The sequence below is a fragment of the Pseudomonas sp. GL_093 genome, from assembly GCF_057837605.1.
This window is the reverse complement of sequence record NZ_CM174448.1, coordinates 2,183,554-2,199,986: the sequence shown is the minus strand read 5'-3', so window position 1 is coordinate 2,199,986 and position 16,433 is coordinate 2,183,554. Positions and strand designations below refer to the sequence as shown.

Annotated in this window: 16 protein-coding genes; 11 read left to right on the top strand and 5 right to left on the bottom strand. The window is 61.2% G+C overall.

The window, feature by feature from the left end:
• Window positions 1-165: 165 nt before the first annotated feature.
• From AC3IUE_RS09910 to AC3IUE_RS09865, 10 genes are all read left to right on the top strand, one after another.
• Window positions 166-420, top strand: a complete 255-nt coding sequence (locus AC3IUE_RS09910; RefSeq protein WP_033055887.1) for a type II toxin-antitoxin system Phd/YefM family antitoxin — start codon at window positions 166-168, stop codon at window positions 418-420.
• Window positions 420-830 (top strand): type II toxin-antitoxin system VapC family toxin, encoded by a 411-nt coding sequence (locus AC3IUE_RS09905; protein ID WP_489267044.1) that lies wholly within the window; start codon window positions 420-422, stop codon window positions 828-830. The genes AC3IUE_RS09910 and AC3IUE_RS09905 overlap by 1 nt, the downstream gene beginning before the upstream one ends.
• A gap of 205 nt (window positions 831-1,035) precedes the next feature.
• Entirely contained in the window at window positions 1,036-2,448 is a 1,413-nt protein-coding gene (ccoG, locus tag AC3IUE_RS09900; protein ID WP_489267042.1) for a cytochrome c oxidase accessory protein CcoG, read from the top strand.
• Between the two features lie 11 nt (window positions 2,449-2,459).
• The gene (locus AC3IUE_RS09895; protein ID WP_489267040.1) at window positions 2,460-2,999 is read left to right on the top strand and encodes a FixH family protein; all 540 of its coding nucleotides are present in this window, start codon (window positions 2,460-2,462) and stop codon (window positions 2,997-2,999) included.
• Window positions 3,000-3,134: 135 nt separating this feature from the next.
• Window positions 3,135-5,585, top strand: a complete 2,451-nt coding sequence (locus tag AC3IUE_RS09890) for a heavy metal translocating P-type ATPase (RefSeq protein ID WP_489267038.1) — start codon at window positions 3,135-3,137, stop codon at window positions 5,583-5,585.
• Between the two features lie 22 nt (window positions 5,586-5,607).
• Entirely contained in the window at window positions 5,608-5,826 is a 219-nt protein-coding gene (gene ccoS, locus AC3IUE_RS09885; RefSeq protein ID WP_007905420.1) for a cbb3-type cytochrome oxidase assembly protein CcoS, read from the top strand.
• A complete protein-coding gene (locus tag AC3IUE_RS09880; RefSeq protein ID WP_033055657.1) occupies window positions 5,819-6,502 on the top strand; it encodes a sulfite exporter TauE/SafE family protein in 684 nt (227 codons plus the stop codon). The genes ccoS and AC3IUE_RS09880 overlap by 8 nt, the downstream gene beginning before the upstream one ends.
• Window positions 6,503-6,694: 192 nt before the next feature.
• Window positions 6,695-8,077, top strand: a complete 1,383-nt coding sequence (hemN, locus tag AC3IUE_RS09875; protein WP_489268781.1) for an oxygen-independent coproporphyrinogen III oxidase — start codon at window positions 6,695-6,697, stop codon at window positions 8,075-8,077.
• A gap of 119 nt (window positions 8,078-8,196) precedes the next feature.
• On the top strand, window positions 8,197-8,931 hold the full coding sequence (fnr, locus tag AC3IUE_RS09870; RefSeq protein ID WP_008146816.1) for a fumarate/nitrate reduction transcriptional regulator Fnr: 735 nt from the start codon (window positions 8,197-8,199) through the stop codon (window positions 8,929-8,931).
• A 78-nt stretch (window positions 8,932-9,009) separates the two neighbouring features.
• On the top strand, window positions 9,010-9,558 hold the full coding sequence (locus AC3IUE_RS09865; RefSeq protein ID WP_008146813.1) for an adenine phosphoribosyltransferase: 549 nt from the start codon (window positions 9,010-9,012) through the stop codon (window positions 9,556-9,558).
• Between the two features lie 136 nt (window positions 9,559-9,694).
• On the opposite strand, the gene AC3IUE_RS09860 is transcribed toward AC3IUE_RS09865, so the two are convergent.
• The 5 genes from AC3IUE_RS09860 to dnaX all read right to left on the bottom strand — a co-directional run bounded on the left by AC3IUE_RS09860 (window position 9,695) and on the right by dnaX (window position 15,401).
• A complete protein-coding gene (locus tag AC3IUE_RS09860; protein ID WP_489267034.1) occupies window positions 9,695-10,843 on the bottom strand; it encodes an acyl-CoA dehydrogenase family protein in 1,149 nt (382 codons plus the stop codon).
• Window positions 10,844-11,026: 183 nt separating this feature from the next.
• Window positions 11,027-11,629 (bottom strand): recombination mediator RecR, encoded by a 603-nt coding sequence (gene recR / locus AC3IUE_RS09855; protein ID WP_046047871.1) that lies wholly within the window; start codon window positions 11,627-11,629, stop codon window positions 11,027-11,029.
• Window positions 11,630-11,694: 65 nt separating this feature from the next.
• On the bottom strand, window positions 11,695-12,729 hold the full coding sequence (locus tag AC3IUE_RS09850) for an NADP-dependent oxidoreductase (protein ID WP_056744254.1): 1,035 nt from the start codon (window positions 12,727-12,729) through the stop codon (window positions 11,695-11,697).
• 193 nt (window positions 12,730-12,922) lie between these two features.
• Window positions 12,923-13,261, bottom strand: coding sequence for a YbaB/EbfC family nucleoid-associated protein (locus tag AC3IUE_RS09845; RefSeq protein ID WP_008028561.1), 339 nt, complete (start codon window positions 13,259-13,261; stop codon window positions 12,923-12,925).
• Window positions 13,262-13,328: 67 nt separating this feature from the next.
• The gene (gene dnaX, locus AC3IUE_RS09840; protein WP_489267030.1) at window positions 13,329-15,401 is read right to left on the bottom strand and encodes a DNA polymerase III subunit gamma/tau; all 2,073 of its coding nucleotides are present in this window, start codon (window positions 15,399-15,401) and stop codon (window positions 13,329-13,331) included.
• 144 nt (window positions 15,402-15,545) lie between these two features.
• On the opposite strand from dnaX, the gene AC3IUE_RS09835 reads away from it, so the two are divergent.
• Window positions 15,546-16,295: a substrate-binding periplasmic protein gene (locus tag AC3IUE_RS09835; RefSeq protein WP_489267028.1), complete on the top strand. Its 750-nt coding sequence runs from the start codon at window positions 15,546-15,548 to the stop codon at window positions 16,293-16,295.
• Window positions 16,296-16,433 lie beyond the last annotated feature (138 nt).

Genomic DNA, 16,433 nt, shown 5'->3' with positions numbered 1-16,433 from the left:
AAAAACGGCCCCGCCAATGTGAATTGGCGGGGCCGTTTTGGTTTCGGACGCTCATGGCCCGCGCTGTAGCGACCAACGGTAGCCCACTGCGCGCCCTCCGAGATTGCGCATCAACTTGCCGAGTAGTAACGTTTCTACAAAGTACTTTCAGGGGGGACATCCACGATGGCCATCACCACCATTTCCAGCCGTGAATTCAATCAGGACACAAGTAGTGCCAAAAAAGCCACGCGCCAGGGCCCGGTTATCATCACCGACCGTGGCAAGCCGGCTCACGTACTGCTAAGCATTGAGGACTACCAAAAACTGACAGGCATCAACGCCAGCATTGTCGACCTGCTAGTGATGCCAGAAGCGGCAGACATCGAGTTCGAAACCGAGCGTGCCGTGATCATTCATCGACCCGTGGACCTGTCCTGATGTTTCTACTCGACATCAACGTGATTTCTGAACTGCGCAAACCCCAGGCTGACGCGAATGTTGTCGCCTGGGCCAAAAGTGTCATCGCGCCACGTATGTTTATTTCGGCCATTACCTTGAAGGAACTGGAGACAGGGGTTCTTCGGATGGAGCGTCGTGATCCCGTTCAGGGGAAGGTATTGCGAACCTGGCTGAAGCGACACGTCATACCGGCCTTTGATGCCAGAATCTTGCCGGTCGATGCCGCCGTGGCGCTACGGTGTGCCAGTTTGCATGTTCCGGACCGTGCCAACGAAAGCGACGCCCTGATCGCAGCGACTGCGCTGGTTCATGGCCTCACAGTCGTCACCCGCAACATCAGCGACTTTAAATCCAGCGGCGTTGCACTGATCAATCCATGGGACGAATGAGTTCGCCATCCTCAAAAACCGGCCATAATTCACTAGTCAATTGATTCAAGTCATTACACCGCCAGATGATTTCCACCAACGTGACCAAAGGTCGCACCCTTGACCTAGAGCGACAGGCGTATCATTGCGCCACTGCAACACCTCTTTTTGACCGCGGTCGGCATGTACTGACCGAGGCATTTTTCCACTGCCGTGGGATGCAATGATGAGCAATCAGATTCCGGTACACGACGTTACCCCTGCCAAGAACGCGAACAACAGCGTCGACCTCTACGCCTCTCGAGAAAAAATCTACACCCGCGCCTTCACCGGCCTGTTCCGCAACCTGCGGATGATGGGCGGTGCCGGGTTGTTTCTGTTGTATTTCGGTACGGTCTGGCTGAGCTGGGGTGGCCATCAGGCCGTCTGGTGGAACCTGCCGGAACGCAAATTCTTCATCTTTGGCGCAACCTTCTGGCCTCAGGACTTCATCCTGCTCTCGGGGATCCTGATCGTCAGCGCCTTCGGCCTGTTCTTCATTACCGTGTACGCCGGGCGGGTCTGGTGCGGCTATACCTGCCCGCAGAGTGTCTGGACCTGGATTTTCATGTGGTGCGAGAAGGTCACCGAAGGCGATCGCAACCAGCGCATCAAGCTCGACAAAGCGCCCATGAGCGCCAATAAATTCCTGCGCAAATTCAGCAAACACACGATGTGGCTGTTGATCGGCTTCATCACCGGCATGACCTTCGTCGGTTACTTCTCGCCGATCCGCGAACTGACCATCGACTTCTTCACCGGCGAAGCCGACGGCTGGTCGTACTTCTGGGTCGGTTTCTTCACCCTCGCCACCTACGGCAATGCCGGCTGGTTGCGCGAGCAGGTGTGCATTTACATGTGCCCGTACGCGCGCTTCCAGAGCGTGATGTTTGACAAAGACACCCTGATCGTTTCCTACGACCCGCGTCGTGGTGAAGGCCGCGGCCCGCGCAAGAAAGGCGCCGACTACAAGGCCATGGGCCTGGGCGACTGCATCGACTGCACCATGTGCGTCCAGGTTTGCCCGACCGGTATCGACATCCGCGACGGCCTGCAAGTCGAATGCATCGGCTGTGCGGCCTGCATCGATGCCTGCGACAGCATCATGGACAAGATGGATTACCCTCGCGGTCTGATCAGCTACACCACCGAGCACAACCTGTCCGGGCAAAAAACCAATAAACTGCGCCCGCGCCTGATCGGCTATGCCACGGTGCTGCTGGCGATGATCGCTTTGCTGATGACCGCATTCTTCATGCGTTCGCTGGTCGGTTTCGACGTCAGCAAGGACCGCGTGCTGTACCGCGAGAACGCCGAAGGCCGGATCGAAAACGTCTACAGCCTGAAGATCATGAACAAGGATCAGCGCGACCACACCTATGTGCTCGAAGCCGCTGGCCTGCCGGACCTCAAGCTGCAAGGCAAGCGCGAGATCAAGGTCGCCGCCGGGGAGATTTTCAGCCAGCCGGTCGAACTGTCCAGCGCACCGGAGAAACTGCCATCGAGCACCAACGAGGTGAAATTCATCCTCAAGGATGCCGATGACGACAGCGTCCACATTGAAGCCAAGAGCCGGTTCATCGGCCCACAAGTTCGTTGAGAGAAGTGATCATGCCCGCAGCAAACGCCACAAGTCCCTGGTACAAGCACCTTTGGCCGTGGATCATCATCGCCATCCTGGCGTGTTCCGTGACCCTGACCTTGTCCATGGTAACGATCGCGGTGAACAATCCGGACAACCTGGTCAACGACAACTATTACGAGGCCGGCAAAGGCATCAACCGCTCCCTCGACCGTGAGCTGCTGGCGCAGACCCTGCTGCTGCGCGCCAGCGTTCATCTGGACGACGTGACCGGCGAAGTCGACCTGCGCCTGAGCGGCAACAGCCAACCGAAAACCCTGGAGCTGAACCTGATCTCGCCGACCCAGCCGGAGAAGGATCGCAAGATCACCCTGGCACGCAGCGAAACCGAACAGGGCCGCTACATTGGCCAGTTGAACGACAAGGTCGACGGTCGCCGCTTTGTAGAACTGCTGGGCGTTCAGGACGACAAGACCTGGCGCATGTTCGAAGAAGAACAGGTCAGCCATGACAAGGATCTGCTGCTGGGTGATGAACCGCTGCAAGGCGCCGAAGACCTGAAAAAATAAGCCTTACCCTGATCGTTCCCACGCTCTGCGTGGGAACGCAGCCAGGGACGCTCCGCGTCCCAGCCGAAGCGGACGCGGAGCGTCCGGGGAGGCATTCCCACGCAGAGCGTGGGAACGATCATCGGAACACGCCTCATGACCAGTCCAACCCCCTGCTACCACTGCGCCCTGCCCGTCCCGGCCGGCAGCCGCTTCACCGCTGCCGTCCTCGGTGAAACCCGCGAGTTCTGCTGCCCGGGTTGTCAGGCCGTGGCCGAAGCCATTGTGGCCGGTGGACTGGAAACCTATTACCAACATCGCAGCGAGTCATCGGCCAACCCCGAAGCACTGCCGGTGCAGTTGGTGGACGAACTGGCGCTGTACGACCGCGCCGACGTGCAAGCCCCCTTCGTCCGCCACGAAGGCGAACTCGCCGAAACTACCCTGTTGATGGAAGGCATCAGTTGCGCCGCCTGCGGCTGGCTGATCGAGAAACACCTGCGTGGCTTGCCGGCAGTGGCCGAAGCGCGCCTGAACCTGTCCAACCATCGCCTGCACGTACGATGGGCCGATGCGCAACTGCCGCTGAGCCAGGTACTCAGCGAGTTGCGCCACATCGGTTACGCCGCGCACCCGTATCAAGCCGACCGCGCCAGCGAACAACTGGCCAGCGAAAACCGCCTGGCCCTGCGCCAGCTCGGCGTAGCCGGGCTGTTGTGGTTCCAGGCGATGATGGCGACCATGGCCACTTGGCCGGAATTCAACATCGACCTCAGCCCCGAGCTGCATACGATCCTGCGCTGGGTCGCGCTGTTTCTCACCACCCCGATCGTGTTCTACAGCTGCGCGCCCTTCTTCAAAGGCGCCATGCGCGACTTGCGCACCCGCCACCTGACCATGGACGTCTCGGTGTCGCTGGCGATTGGCAGCGCCTACATCGCCGGAATCTGGACCTCGATCACTGGCGTCGGTGAACTGTATTTCGATGCGGTCGGCATGTTCGCGCTGTTCCTGCTGGCCGGGCGTTATCTCGAACGTCGCGCCCGTGAACGCACCGCCGCCGCCACCGCACAACTGGTCAATCTGTTGCCCGCCTCGTGTCTGCGCCTGAGTGCCGACGGCCAGAGCGAGCGGATCCTGCTCAGCGAACTGCGCGTCGGCGATCAGGTGCTGGTGCACCCCGGCGCGATCCTCCCGGCTGACGGCAAGATCCTCGACGGCCAGTCGAGCATCGACGAATCCCTGCTCACCGGCGAGTACCTGCCGCAACCGCGCACGCCGGGCGATGCCGTCACCGCCGGCACCCTGAACGTCGAAGGCGCGCTGACCGTGGAAGTCCTGGCGCTGGGTCAAGACACCCGACTGTCCGCCATCGTCCGCCTGCTGGACCGTGCTCAGGCCGAGAAGCCGCGACTGGCGGAAATCGCCGACCGCGCCGCGCAGTGGTTCCTGCTGCTGTCGCTGATTGCCGCTGCCGTCATCGGCCTGATCTGGTGGGAACTGGATTCGTCGCGAGCCTTCTGGATTGTGTTGGCGATGCTCGTTGCGACGTGCCCGTGCGCCCTGTCCCTGGCCACGCCAACTGCCCTCACCGCCGCCACCGGCACGCTGCACAAGCTGGGTTTGCTGCTGACTCGCGGCCATGTGCTGGAAGGTCTGAATCAGATCGACACGGTGATTTTCGACAAGACCGGCACGTTGACGGAAGGTCGCCTGGCCTTGCGTTCGATTCGCCCGCTCGGCGCGCTCAATAGCGATCAATGCCTGAGCCTGGCCGCAGCCCTGGAAAACCGTTCCGAACACCCCATCGCCCGCGCGTTTGGCCGGGCGCCGCTGGCCGCCGAAGAAGTCCACAGCACGCCCGGACTTGGCCTCGAAGGCTTGGTCGGCGAGCAACGCCTGCGCATCGGCCAACCGGGTTTTGTCTGTGAACTCAGCGGCGCTGCCGTGCCATCGATGCCGGATGAAGCCGGCCAATGGCTATTGCTCGGCGACAGCCAGGGGCCGTTGGCATGGTTTGTTCTCGACGACCGCCTGCGTGCCGATGCACCTGCCCTGCTCGCGGCCTGCAAGGCTCGCGGCTGGCGCACATTGCTGCTGTCCGGCGACAGCTCACCGATGGTCGCCAGTGTCGCCGCGGAACTGGGCATTGATGAAGCCCGTGGCGGCTTGCGTCCAGACGATAAATTGCAGGTCCTGCAACAGTTGCACAAGGAAGGCCGCAAGGTGTTGATGCTCGGTGACGGGGTCAACGACGTGCCCGTGCTGGCCGCCGCCGACATCAGCGTGGCCATGGGTTCGGCCACCGATCTGGCGAAAACCAGTGCCGACGCGGTACTGCTGTCGAACCGCCTCGATGCACTGGTCCAAGCCTTTAGCCTGGCTCGGCGCACCCGCCGGGTAATCATCGAGAACCTGCTGTGGTCCGGGTTGTACAATGGCCTCATGTTGCCGTTCGCCGCCCTCGGCTGGATCACTCCGGTATGGGCCGCGGTCGGCATGTCCATCAGTTCGTTGACCGTGGTGCTGAACGCCCTGCGCCTGACTCGCATGCCAAACACGCCTGCGCTCAGCGCCACGCCAGAAACCCGTCCGCTGCCGGCCTGAGCCGCGCGGGCATGGAGTCCAGATGCCAGCTCTCTACGTGATGATCCCGGCCGCGCTGCTGATCGTGGCCATCGCTATTTACATCTTCTTCTGGGCAGTCGACAGCGGTCAGTACGACGACCTCGACGGCCCGGCCCACAGCATTCTGTTCGACGACCAGGACCCGAACCACAAGGCCGCAGTCGACGAAGCCAGCGGTCATCCGGCCAAACCGGACGACAAGGCGCCACCCCATGCTTGAGTTGGCGCCGCTGCTGGTGTCTGCGGTGATTCTCGGTCTGCTCGGTGGCGGGCATTGCCTGGGCATGTGCGGCGGCTTGATGGGCGCGCTGACCTTGGCAATTCCCAAGGAACAACGCAGCCGACGCTTTCGACTGCTGCTGGCCTACAACCTGGGGCGAATTCTCAGCTATGCAACGGCCGGCCTGCTGATCGGCCTGGCGGGCTGGGCGGTGGCCAACAGCCCGGCGGCGATGTTCATGCGCGTCATCGCCGGATTGCTGTTGGTCGCCATGGGCCTGTACCTCGCCGGTTGGTGGAGCGGCCTGACCCGCATCGAAAGCCTCGGTCGCGGCCTGTGGCGGCACATCCAGCCGGTTGCCAACAAACTGCTGCCGGTGTCGAGCGTCCCCCGCGCGTTGCTGCTGGGCGCACTCTGGGGCTGGCTACCGTGCGGGTTGGTTTACAGCACCCTGTTGTGGTCGGCGAGTCAGGGCAATGCGCTGGACAGTGCGCTTTTGATGCTCGCGTTCGGGCTCGGCACCTGGCCGGTGTTGCTCGCCACGGGGTTGGCGGCTGAGCGGGTCACGGCGTTATTGCGCAAACGTAGCGTGCGGATGACGGGCGGATTATTGGTGATCCTGTTCGGCATCTGGACCTTGCCGGGGCCGCATCAGCATTGGCTCATGGGGCATTAGATCGGCGGCGCACTCTTCGCGAGCAGGCTCGCTCCCACAGGGGAATGCATTTCAATGTGGGAGCGAGCCTGCTCGCGAAGAGGTCCTCACCAACGACACAAATCCTGACCGTTGATGCAAATCAAGATGCCCCGACGCCGCACCCCCTAGACTCGCTGACACTGCCAGCCTATCCGGGGGAATGCCCGCATGATGCTCGACGCCATTCGTTGGGATACCGATCTGATCCGCCGTTACGACCTGGCGGGACCGCGCTACACCTCCTACCCGACCGCGGCGCAATTCGACGGTCAGGTCGGCACGTTCGACCTGTTCCACGCCCTGCGCGACAGCCGTAAAGCCCTGCGCCCGTTATCGCTGTATGTGCACGTGCCGTTCTGCGCGAATGTTTGCTACTACTGCGCCTGCAATAAAGTCATCACCAAGGATCGCGGCCGGGCCCTGCCTTATTTGCAGCGCCTTGAGCAGGAAATCCAGCTGATCGCCTGCCACCTCGACCCCGCGCAGAAAGTCGAGCAACTGCATTTCGGCGGCGGCACCCCGACCTTTCTCAGCCACGATGAACTGCGCCAGTTGATGGCCCAGTTGCGCAAAAGCTTCAACTTGCTGGACGACGATTCCGGCGACTACGGCATCGAGATCGACCCTCGTGAAGCCGACTGGTCGACCATGGGCCTGCTCCGTGAACTGGGCTTCAACCGGGTCAGTATCGGCCTGCAAGACCTCGATCCGGCGGTGCAACGGGCAGTCAATCGTCTGCAAAGCCTGGAAGAAACCCGCGCGGTGATCGACGCTGCGCGCACGCTGCAGTTTCGCTCGATCAACATTGACCTGATCTACGGCTTGCCAAGGCAGACACCCGAGAATTTCGCCCGCACGGTTGATGAAGTGATCAACCTGCAACCGGACCGCCTCTCGGTGTTCAACTACGCGCACCTGCCGGAACGCTTCATGCCGCAACGGCGAATCAACAGCGACGAACTGCCGACACCGGCGCAAAAACTGGAAATACTCCAGGGCACCATCGAACAACTGACCCAGGCCGGTTACCGCTACATCGGCATGGACCACTTCGCGTTGCCCGACGATGAACTGGCGATTGCTCAGGAAGAATCGACCCTGCAACGCAACTTCCAGGGCTACACCACCCAAGGTCATTGCGACCTGATTGGCCTGGGCGTGTCGGCCATCAGCCAGATCGGCGACTTGTATTGCCAGAACAGCAGCGACCTGAATCAGTACCAGAACACGCTGGCCAGCGCGCAGCTGGCCACCAGCCGTGGTCTGCTGTGCAACGCCGATGACCGCCTGCGACGCGCGGTTATCCAGCAACTGATCTGCACTTTCAGCCTGGAATTCGCCGAGATCGAACATGCCTTCAACATCGACTTTCAGGGTTACTTCGGCGAACTCTGGCCACAGTTGCAGGGAATGGCCGACGACGGCCTGATCGAACTGGATAACGAACGGATCACCGTACTGCCCGCCGGACGATTGCTCGTGCGTTCGGTGTGCATGGTGTTCGACGCGTACCTGGAACAGCACAATCGCCAGCGGTTTTCGCGGGTGATCTAGCTGCCGGTCTACGAAACACTGACTTTACGACCCTGCGACAAAATCGCCGCGTGCCTGAATGTCCTCCCGTGGGTTACCCTTACGGCTTATGTGTGTTTTTTCCCACAAGGATTGAAGAAATGTCCGAGCCAGTAAAGCTGCGCGCTCATAGCCAGGCCCATTGCAAGGATTGCAGCCTGGCCCCCCTCTGCTTGCCACTTTCTTTGAATCTGGAAGACATGGAAGCGCTGGACGAAATCGTTAAACGTGGCCGCCCGCTGAAAAAAGGCGAATTCCTGTTCCGCCAGGGCGACACCTTCGATTCCGTTTATGCAGTACGCTCTGGCGCCCTGAAGACCTTCAGCCTGAGCGATGGCGGCGAAGAACAACTCACCGGTTTCCACCTGCCGAGCGAACTGGTCGGCCTGTCGGGCATGGACACCGAAAAACACCCGGTCTCGGCGCAAGCCATGGAAACCACATCGGTGTGTGAAATCCCTTTCGAACGTCTCGACGAACTGGCGCTGCAACTGCCGCAACTGCGCCGTCAGTTGATGCGCGTGATGAGCCGCGAGATTCGCGACGATCAGCAAATGATGTTGCTGCTGTCGAAGAAAACCGCCGACGAGCGCATCGCCACGTTCCTGGTCAACCTGTCGGCCCGTTTCCGCGCCAGGGGCTTCTCGGCCAACCAGTTCCGCTTGAGCATGTCGCGCAACGAAATCGGCAATTACCTGGGCCTGGCGGTGGAAACCGTGTCCCGGGTGTTCACGCGCTTCCAGCAAAACGAACTGATTGCGGCTGAAGGCAAGGAAATCCATATCCTCGACCCGATCCAGCTCTGCGCCTTGGCCGGCGGCTCGCTAGACGGCTGATATCGGCGATGGCGGCTGAGCGAAACGGTTCAGCCGCCGTTATACTGCGTCGTTTGCAGCCTGCCAGGACACCCGACGATGGTCTTCGACTCCTTCGACATCAAATCCCTCATCCGCCCTGTGATCGACTTCCCCAAGCCGGGCGTGATCTTTCGCGACATTACCCCGCTGTTCCAGTCGCCCACGGCCCTGCGCCTGGTGATGGACAGTTTCGCCCACCGTTATGTCGAGGCTGACTTCACCCACATCGGTGCGATGGACGCTCGCGGCTTTCTGATCGGTTCGGTCCTGGCCTATCAGCTGAACAAGCCGCTGGTGCTGTTTCGCAAGCAAGGCAAACTGCCGGCCGACGTGCTGGCCGAGGGTTATGCGACCGAATACGGCGAAGCCTTCCTCGAAGTCCACGCCGACAGCTTGTGCGAGGGCGATTCGGTGGTGATGTTCGATGACCTGATCGCCACGGGCGGGACGCTGATTGCGGCGGCAAATCTGGTTCGACGCATGGGCGCGCGGGTTCATGAAGCGGCGGCGATCATTGATCTGCCAGAGCTGGGCGGGTCGCAGCGGCTGGAAGATATGGGGATTCCGACCTTTTGCCTGACGCAGTTTGCGTTGTCTGATAAGTAACGCGGCGTCTGCACCGACGCCTTCGCGAGCAGGCTCGCTCCCACAGGGGATTTTCTGTGTACACAAGTTTGTGCACGACAGAGATTAACTGTGGGAGCGAGCCTGCTCGCGATGGCGTCAGCCGCCACACCGCAGATTAGAGCCCCATCTGCTTACTGATGATCTCGTTCATCACTTCTCGCGTACCGCCGCCGATCGAAAGAATGCGGTTATCCCGATACAGCCGCTCCACCAGGCTCTCGCGCATGTAACCGAGGCCACCCAGAATCTGCACCGCATCCGTCGTAATCCGATCAGCCGTGTCAGTCGCAAAGTTCTTGGCCATGGAAATCTCCTTGATCACACTCTGCCCCGCCGCCATTTTCGCCGCCTGGCGGTAGGTGAATTCCCGTGACACCTCCAGCGCCGTCGCCATTTCGGCAAGGCGATGCTTGAGTACCTGAAACTTGCCGATGGGTTTACCGAATGCTTCGCGTTGGCGAGCCCATTTCAGGCTCTCTTCCAGCGCCAGCTGCGCGGTCATGTTGGCCATTAGCGCCAGCGCCAGGCGTTCGCTCTGGAAGTTGCCCATGATGCAGGCGAAGCCCATGTTTTCAGCGCCAATCAGATTGCCTACCGGCACCCGGCAATCGTCGAAGAACAGTTCGGCAGTGTCCGACACCCACCAACCCATTTTCTTCAACTGACGGCCGACGGTAAAACCGGGCGTGCCCTTCTCGATCAACAGCAGGCTGATGCCAGCGAATCCCGGTGCACCGGTACGCACCGCGACGGTGTAGAAATCTGCACGGACGCCACTGGTGATAAAGGTTTTGCTGCCGCTGACCCGGTAGCACTCACCGTCGCGCACGGCGCGGGTTTGCAGGTTGGCGACGTCGGAGCCACCGCTGGGCTCGGTCACGGCCAGGGCGCTGATCTTCTCGCCGGCGAGCACTTGCGGCACAACGCGATCGCGAACTTCAGGCCTGGCCCACTTGAGGATCGGCGGCAGGCCGATGTCCAACGAGCCGAGCCCCGCCACCAGACCGCCGGAACCACAGCGCATCAGTTCTTCGCTGGCGGCGACCTTGGCGAACAGATCACCTTCGTGGCTGCCGCCCAAGGCTTCGGGATAACCGATCCCCAGAATCCCCGCCGCGCCGGCCTTGAGGTAGAGCTCGCGGGGAAAGCTTTCGGCTTCTTCCCACTGGTCGATGTCCGGCAAGATCTCGCGCTCGACGAAACGTCTGACGCTGTCGCGGACCAATTGGTGGCTGGGGTCGAAGTATTCCTGAAAGGCAGGCATCGGCGAGCTCCACTGAAGGTTCAGCGAAGTTAACCGAGCGCTTGCTTGGTTTTCAACAAGATTGTGTGAGTTATATAAACCGAGGCGCACCCTTCGCGAGCAGGCTCGCTCCCACAGGGGTTTTGTGAACACCGCAAAACCAATGTGGGAGCGAGCTTGCTCGCGAAGGCGTCAGTTCAGACACTACAAAACGATCGGCTTACGCCCGGCAAACGAATGCGCCAACGTCCCGCCATCCACCAACTCCAGCTCGCCGCCCAATGGCACGCCGTGGGCGATGCGCGAGGCGATCAGGCCTTTGTTGCTGAGCAATTGGGCAATGTAATGCGCTGTCGCCTCACCTTCCACGGTCGGGTTGGTCGCGAGAATGACTTCAGTGAACGTGCCCGCCTCTTCGATCCGCGCCAGCAGTTGCGGAATACCGATGGCCTCAGGCCCGAGTCCGTCGAGTGGCGACAGATGGCCCTTGAGCACAAAGTAGCGACCACGGAAGCCGGTCTGCTCCACCGCGTAGACGTCCATCGGACCTTCCACCACGCAGAGCAAGGTGTCGTCGCGACGGGTATCGGCGCATTGCGGGCAGAGATCGTCTTCGGTCAGCGTGCGGCACAACCGGCAATGGCCCACCCCTTCCATGGCCTGGCTCAGCGCCAACGCCAGGCGAGAGCCGCCGCTGCGATCACGCTCGAGCAGCTGCAACGCCATGCGTTGGGCAGTTTTCTGACCCACACCTGGCAAAATTCGCAGGGCGTCGATCAGTTGGCGAATCAAAGGGCTGAAGCTCATGGGGAAAAGTCCGACAAAACAACGAGACGCGGTTTATACCCGCGCCTCTGTTTAGCGTCAATTACTCAGTCCTGGGCGACCCGCACAACCAGTTTGCCGAAGTTGCGTCCTTCCAGCAGACCGATGAACGCTTCAGGTGCCTGCTCCAGGCCGTCGACCACGTCTTCGCGGAACTTCACCTTGCCGTCGCGCACCCACGGCACCATGGCGCTGACGAATTCCGGCTGTCGATCACCGTAGTCGTCGAACACGATGAAGCCCTGGATTCGCACACGTTTGGTCAGTAGCGTACGCTGCAATTGCGGCAGACGATCCGGGCCGGTCGGTGCTTCGTGAGCGTTGTAGGACGCGATCAGACCGCAGAGTGGAATTCGCGCCTTGGGCTTGAGCAACGGCAGAACGGCATCGAACACCTTGCCGCCGACGTTTTCGTAATAGATGTCGATGCCCTCGGAGCACGCCTTGGCCAATTCATCGGCGAAGTTCGGGCTCTTGTGGTCGATGCAGGCATCAAAACCCAACTCCTCGACCACATAACGGCACTTGTCCGCGCCACCGGCCACGCCGACCACGCGCAGCCCCTTGATCTTCGCCACCTGGCCGACCACCGAACCCACGGCGCCGGATGCAGCCGCAACCACCAGGGTTTCGCCGGCCTTGGGCTGGCCGATATCCATCAGCCCCATATACGCAGTCATGCCGGGCATGCCCAACACGCCCAACGCCATTGACGGGCTCGGCAGCCCGGACGGCACCGGAATGATGTCGCGACCGTCGCTGATGCTGTGGCTCTGCCAACCGGTAGAACCGACCACCAGATCACCTTCGTGGAATTTTGGATTCAGCGAGCGCTCGACCCGGCTGACAGCGCCACCGGTCATCACTTCGCCGATTTCCACCGGTGCGGCGTAGGACGGCGCGTCGCTCATGCGTCCGCGCATGTAGGGGTCGAGTGACAGGTAAAGGGTCTTGAGCAGCACCTGACCGTCGGCCAGGTCCGGTAGCGCAACGCGCTCCAGGCGGAAATTCTCCGGCGTCGGCGCGCCTACCGGGCGGGACGCCAGGACGATACGTTGGTTGAGGGTCAATGCTTGTGGCATGTGAGCGTCTCCTTTGATCGATGAATTCGGCGGTATAGGGAGCAGACCTTTATGCGGGTGTCGCGTTCGATGTTTCTACCTTGCCTGATCGTTCCCACGCTCCGCGTGGGAACGATCAGTGTGTGGCAGAAACAAAAATGCCAGGCGCAATGCCTGGCATTTTTTTGTAGCCCATCCGACGCGCTTTAGCGAATCAGAATGGCAGTTTCATACCCGGTGGCAGTTGCATGCCAGCGGTCATGCCGGACATTTTGTCCTGGCTGTTGGCTTCGATCTTGCGCACGGCATCGTTGACGGCGGCGGCGAACACGGCCTCCAGCATCTCTTTGTCGTCTTCGCTCAAGCCTTCGACCAGGCTTGGATCGATGGTCACGCGCTTGACGTCGTGACGACCGGTCATCACCACGGTGACCATATCGCCACCGGCTTTACCGGTGACTTCGGCGTTGGCCAGTTCTTCCTGCATCTTGGCCATTTTTTCCTGCATCTGCTGTGCCTGCTTCATCAGGCCGGCCATGCCACCTTTCATCATGGGAATCACCTCAAAAGTACTTGGATAAATACAGCGCCCGGCCCTTTCGGCCGAACACCTTCAGTTATTAGCCCTGAGTGACCAGGGTCTCGACAGGTTCAATAGTATCGTTACGGACCACCGCACCGAACTGCTGCATCATTTGCTGGATGAACGGATCACCGTGGATCGACTCTTCGGCCTCGCGCTGACGGTTCGCACGGCGGCGGGACGCAGCCTGGGCCGGGGTTTCCTGCTCGGGCTTGATCAACTCCATGCGCAGGGTCAGCGTACGCCCGTGAAACTGGTTCAACGCATCGTTCAAGCGACGCTGTTGAGTCGCGTTGAACAACGCGCTGTGGGCCGGGTCCAGGTGCATCAGCCAATTGTCACCTTCGACGGCGATCAGCGTGCAGTTGGCGGCGATGCTGCCGGTCATGCCGGAGATCGGCAGTTTCGGGAACAACTCCAGCCATTGCGCCGCCAGACCGGTGGCCGGCATGGCGGCCGGTTCAGGTTCGGCTTCCGGCGCTGGCTCGGCGGTGTGTTCGCTGGCCAGTTCATCGAGGTAGCTGTAGGCCGATTCCATGTCCGGCTCGATGTAGTCCTCGTCCAGCGGCGGCTCGTCGTCCAGGTCCATGCCCGGTGTCGCGGCATCGACGTCAGCTACCGACGGCTCCGGAATTGGCGCAGCGGCCCACTCCGGCGCGTCCGGCACCACGCTGTCGGGCGTTGGCAATGGCATCGGCGCCAATTCGGGTTGTTCGCTGGCGATTTCCAGCACCGGCTCGACGGCGGGCTGCTGAACGACTTCGGGTTCTATCGGGTCGTTCCAGGGCAGATCGACGACGGTTTCGACCGCTACTGCCTCAACGACAGGCTCGGGCGCAACCGGCTCAGGCTCGGGCGCTTGCACTGGAACAACCACCGCCACAACCGGCGCAGGCGCGACGGGTGCAACTGCCGCAGCGACTACCGGCGCAACAACGGGCGCGGCAGCCACTGAGTTTGCGGAATCAACTGTGGCCTGGCTGATCCCCACTGGCTTTAGCGGTTGCCTCGGCGCGTCCGCGGTGTCTGCCGGCCGGAACGCGAGCATTCTCAGCAGGACCATTTCGAAGCCACCGCGCGGGTCCGGCGCCAGCGGCAAGTCGCGGCGACCGATCAGGCCCATCTGGTAATAAAACTGCACGTCTTCGGCTGGCAGAGCCTGAGCCAGTGCCAGCACCCGGTCACGGTCGCCATGACCGTTGTCGACGCCTTCAGGCAGGGCCTGGGCGATGGCGACACGGTGCAGCACGTTGAGAATTTCCGAGAGCACGCCGTTCCAGTCCGGGCCTTGTTCGGCCAGGTGACGGACGGCTTCGAGCAAGGCCTTGGCGTCGCCTTCGATCAGCGCGTGCAGAACGTCGTAGACCTGGCCGTGATCGAGCGTGCCGAGCATCGCCCGTACGTCGGCGGCCATGACTTTGCCTTCACCGAAGGCAATCGCCTGGTCGGTCAGGCTCATGGCGTCGCGCATCGAACCGTCGGCAGCGCGGCCCAGCAGCCACAGCGCGTCGTCTTCGAACGGCACGTTCTCGACACCCAGCACGTGGGTCAAATGCTCGACCACACGCTCCGGCGTCATGTTCTTCAGAGAGAACTGCAGGCACCGCGAAAGAATGGTTGCAGGAAGTTTCTGCGGATCGGTCGTCGCCAGGATGAACTTGACGTAGGGCGGCGGCTCTTCAAGGGTTTTCAACAGCGCATTGAAGGAATGGCTGGAGAGCATGTGCACTTCGTCGATCAGGTAGACCTTGAAGCGCCCGCGGCTCGGTGCGTACTGCACGTTGTCGAGCAGTTCGCGGGTGTCCTCGACCTTGGTCCGGCTCGCGGCGTCAATCTCGATCAGGTCGACGAAGCGGCCTTCATCGATCTCGCGGCACACCGAGCACTCGCCGCAAGGCGTTGAAGTGATACCTGTTTCACAGTTCAGGCATTTGGCGATGATCCGCGCGATGGTGGTCTTGCCGACCCCGCGGGTACCGGTAAACAGATAGGCGTGGTGCAGCCGCTGGCTGTCCAAGGCATTGATCAGAGCCTTGAGCACATGGGTCTGGCCGACCATTTCGCGGAACGAGCGCGGACGCCATTTACGTGCAAGAACCTGATAACTCATCGAAAACCGTCGCAACGAAGGAACAGAAGCGGCTAATGCTATCGGAGCAAGGCCAAAATTGCATCCGGTGCGCTCGTCTAATCTGGCTAAGATGATCTTTGGGGGGCTTTTATCGGCTCGGGTTTTATCAGCACCGGAGCGTTTATGCGGCTGGCCTTGGGGGCACTGCTGTTGATCAGCCTGAATGTCGCTGGCGCCGAGCCGCCATTGCGCTTCGTGGTGCCCGACAGTTGGGCGATGCCGATGGTGCAACTGGACCGCGGCCACCCCACCCAAGGCATCCTGCACGACGTGATGGTCAGCCTCGCGACTCAGGTCGGCGTGCCGGCCGAATTTCACGTGCTGCCTCGCACGCGAGTGCAAAACGCCATGGAGCACGGCGAAGTCGATATCCGCTGCTATGCGGCGCAGTCCTGGCAGCCGAATCAGTCCGGGGATTACATCTGGAGCATTCCACTCTGGTTTCAGCGCGACCTGCTGATCAGCCGGTCAGATCCGCTGACCTCAGTGACGCCTGCGGACTTGTCGCGACAATCCATCGGCACGGTACTCGGCTACACCTACCCCACGTTGCAACCCCTGTTCGATGCCGACCGCCTGCACCGCGAAGACGCGCGCAACCAGGAACAGGTGCTGGAAAAACTCCTGGCCGGGCGCTATCACTACGCCGTGAGCAATCAATGGACGCTGGACTGGTTCAATCAGCGCCTGCTGCCTGGCCAGCAACTGCAAGGCGTGGCGGTTTTGCAGGAACAGAGTGTCGGCTGCTATATCCGCAATGATCCCAAGGTGCCTGTGCAGCGCATTTTGCGCACCTTGGTACGTATGAAAATGTCTGGGGAAATCGACGACATCATTCGGCTCTATATAGGTTCCGAGCCAAGCACACCCTAAGCGATTCCTCTGATCGACACGAGATCATTGTGGGAGCGAGCCTGCTCGCGATAGCGGTATGTCAGTCCCCATCAATGTTGAATGTCAGACCGCTATCGCGAGCAGGCTCGCTCCCACATGGGTTCGGTGTTGATCACA

Coding starts and splice junctions, on each gene's coding strand:
- AC3IUE_RS09910 (WP_033055887.1), top strand. CDS start 166: ATGGCCATCACCACCATTTCCAGCCGTGAATTCAATCAGGACACAAGT.
- AC3IUE_RS09905 (WP_489267044.1), top strand. CDS start 420: ATGTTTCTACTCGACATCAACGTGATTTCTGAACTGCGCAAACCCCAG.
- ccoG (WP_489267042.1), top strand. CDS start 1,036: ATGAGCAATCAGATTCCGGTACACGACGTTACCCCTGCCAAGAACGCG.
- AC3IUE_RS09895 (WP_489267040.1), top strand. CDS start 2,460: ATGCCCGCAGCAAACGCCACAAGTCCCTGGTACAAGCACCTTTGGCCG.
- AC3IUE_RS09890 (WP_489267038.1), top strand. CDS start 3,135: ATGACCAGTCCAACCCCCTGCTACCACTGCGCCCTGCCCGTCCCGGCC.
- ccoS (WP_007905420.1), top strand. CDS start 5,608: ATGCCAGCTCTCTACGTGATGATCCCGGCCGCGCTGCTGATCGTGGCC.
- AC3IUE_RS09880 (WP_033055657.1), top strand. CDS start 5,819: ATGCTTGAGTTGGCGCCGCTGCTGGTGTCTGCGGTGATTCTCGGTCTG.
- hemN (WP_489268781.1), top strand. CDS start 6,695: ATGCTCGACGCCATTCGTTGGGATACCGATCTGATCCGCCGTTACGAC.
- fnr (WP_008146816.1), top strand. CDS start 8,197: ATGTCCGAGCCAGTAAAGCTGCGCGCTCATAGCCAGGCCCATTGCAAG.
- AC3IUE_RS09865 (WP_008146813.1), top strand. CDS start 9,010: ATGGTCTTCGACTCCTTCGACATCAAATCCCTCATCCGCCCTGTGATC.
- AC3IUE_RS09860 (WP_489267034.1), bottom strand. CDS start 10,843: ATGCCTGCCTTTCAGGAATACTTCGACCCCAGCCACCAATTGGTCCGC.
- recR (WP_046047871.1), bottom strand. CDS start 11,629: ATGAGCTTCAGCCCTTTGATTCGCCAACTGATCGACGCCCTGCGAATT.
- AC3IUE_RS09850 (WP_056744254.1), bottom strand. CDS start 12,729: ATGCCACAAGCATTGACCCTCAACCAACGTATCGTCCTGGCGTCCCGC.
- AC3IUE_RS09845 (WP_008028561.1), bottom strand. CDS start 13,261: ATGATGAAAGGTGGCATGGCCGGCCTGATGAAGCAGGCACAGCAGATG.
- dnaX (WP_489267030.1), bottom strand. CDS start 15,401: ATGAGTTATCAGGTTCTTGCACGTAAATGGCGTCCGCGCTCGTTCCGC.
- AC3IUE_RS09835 (WP_489267028.1), top strand. CDS start 15,546: ATGCGGCTGGCCTTGGGGGCACTGCTGTTGATCAGCCTGAATGTCGCT.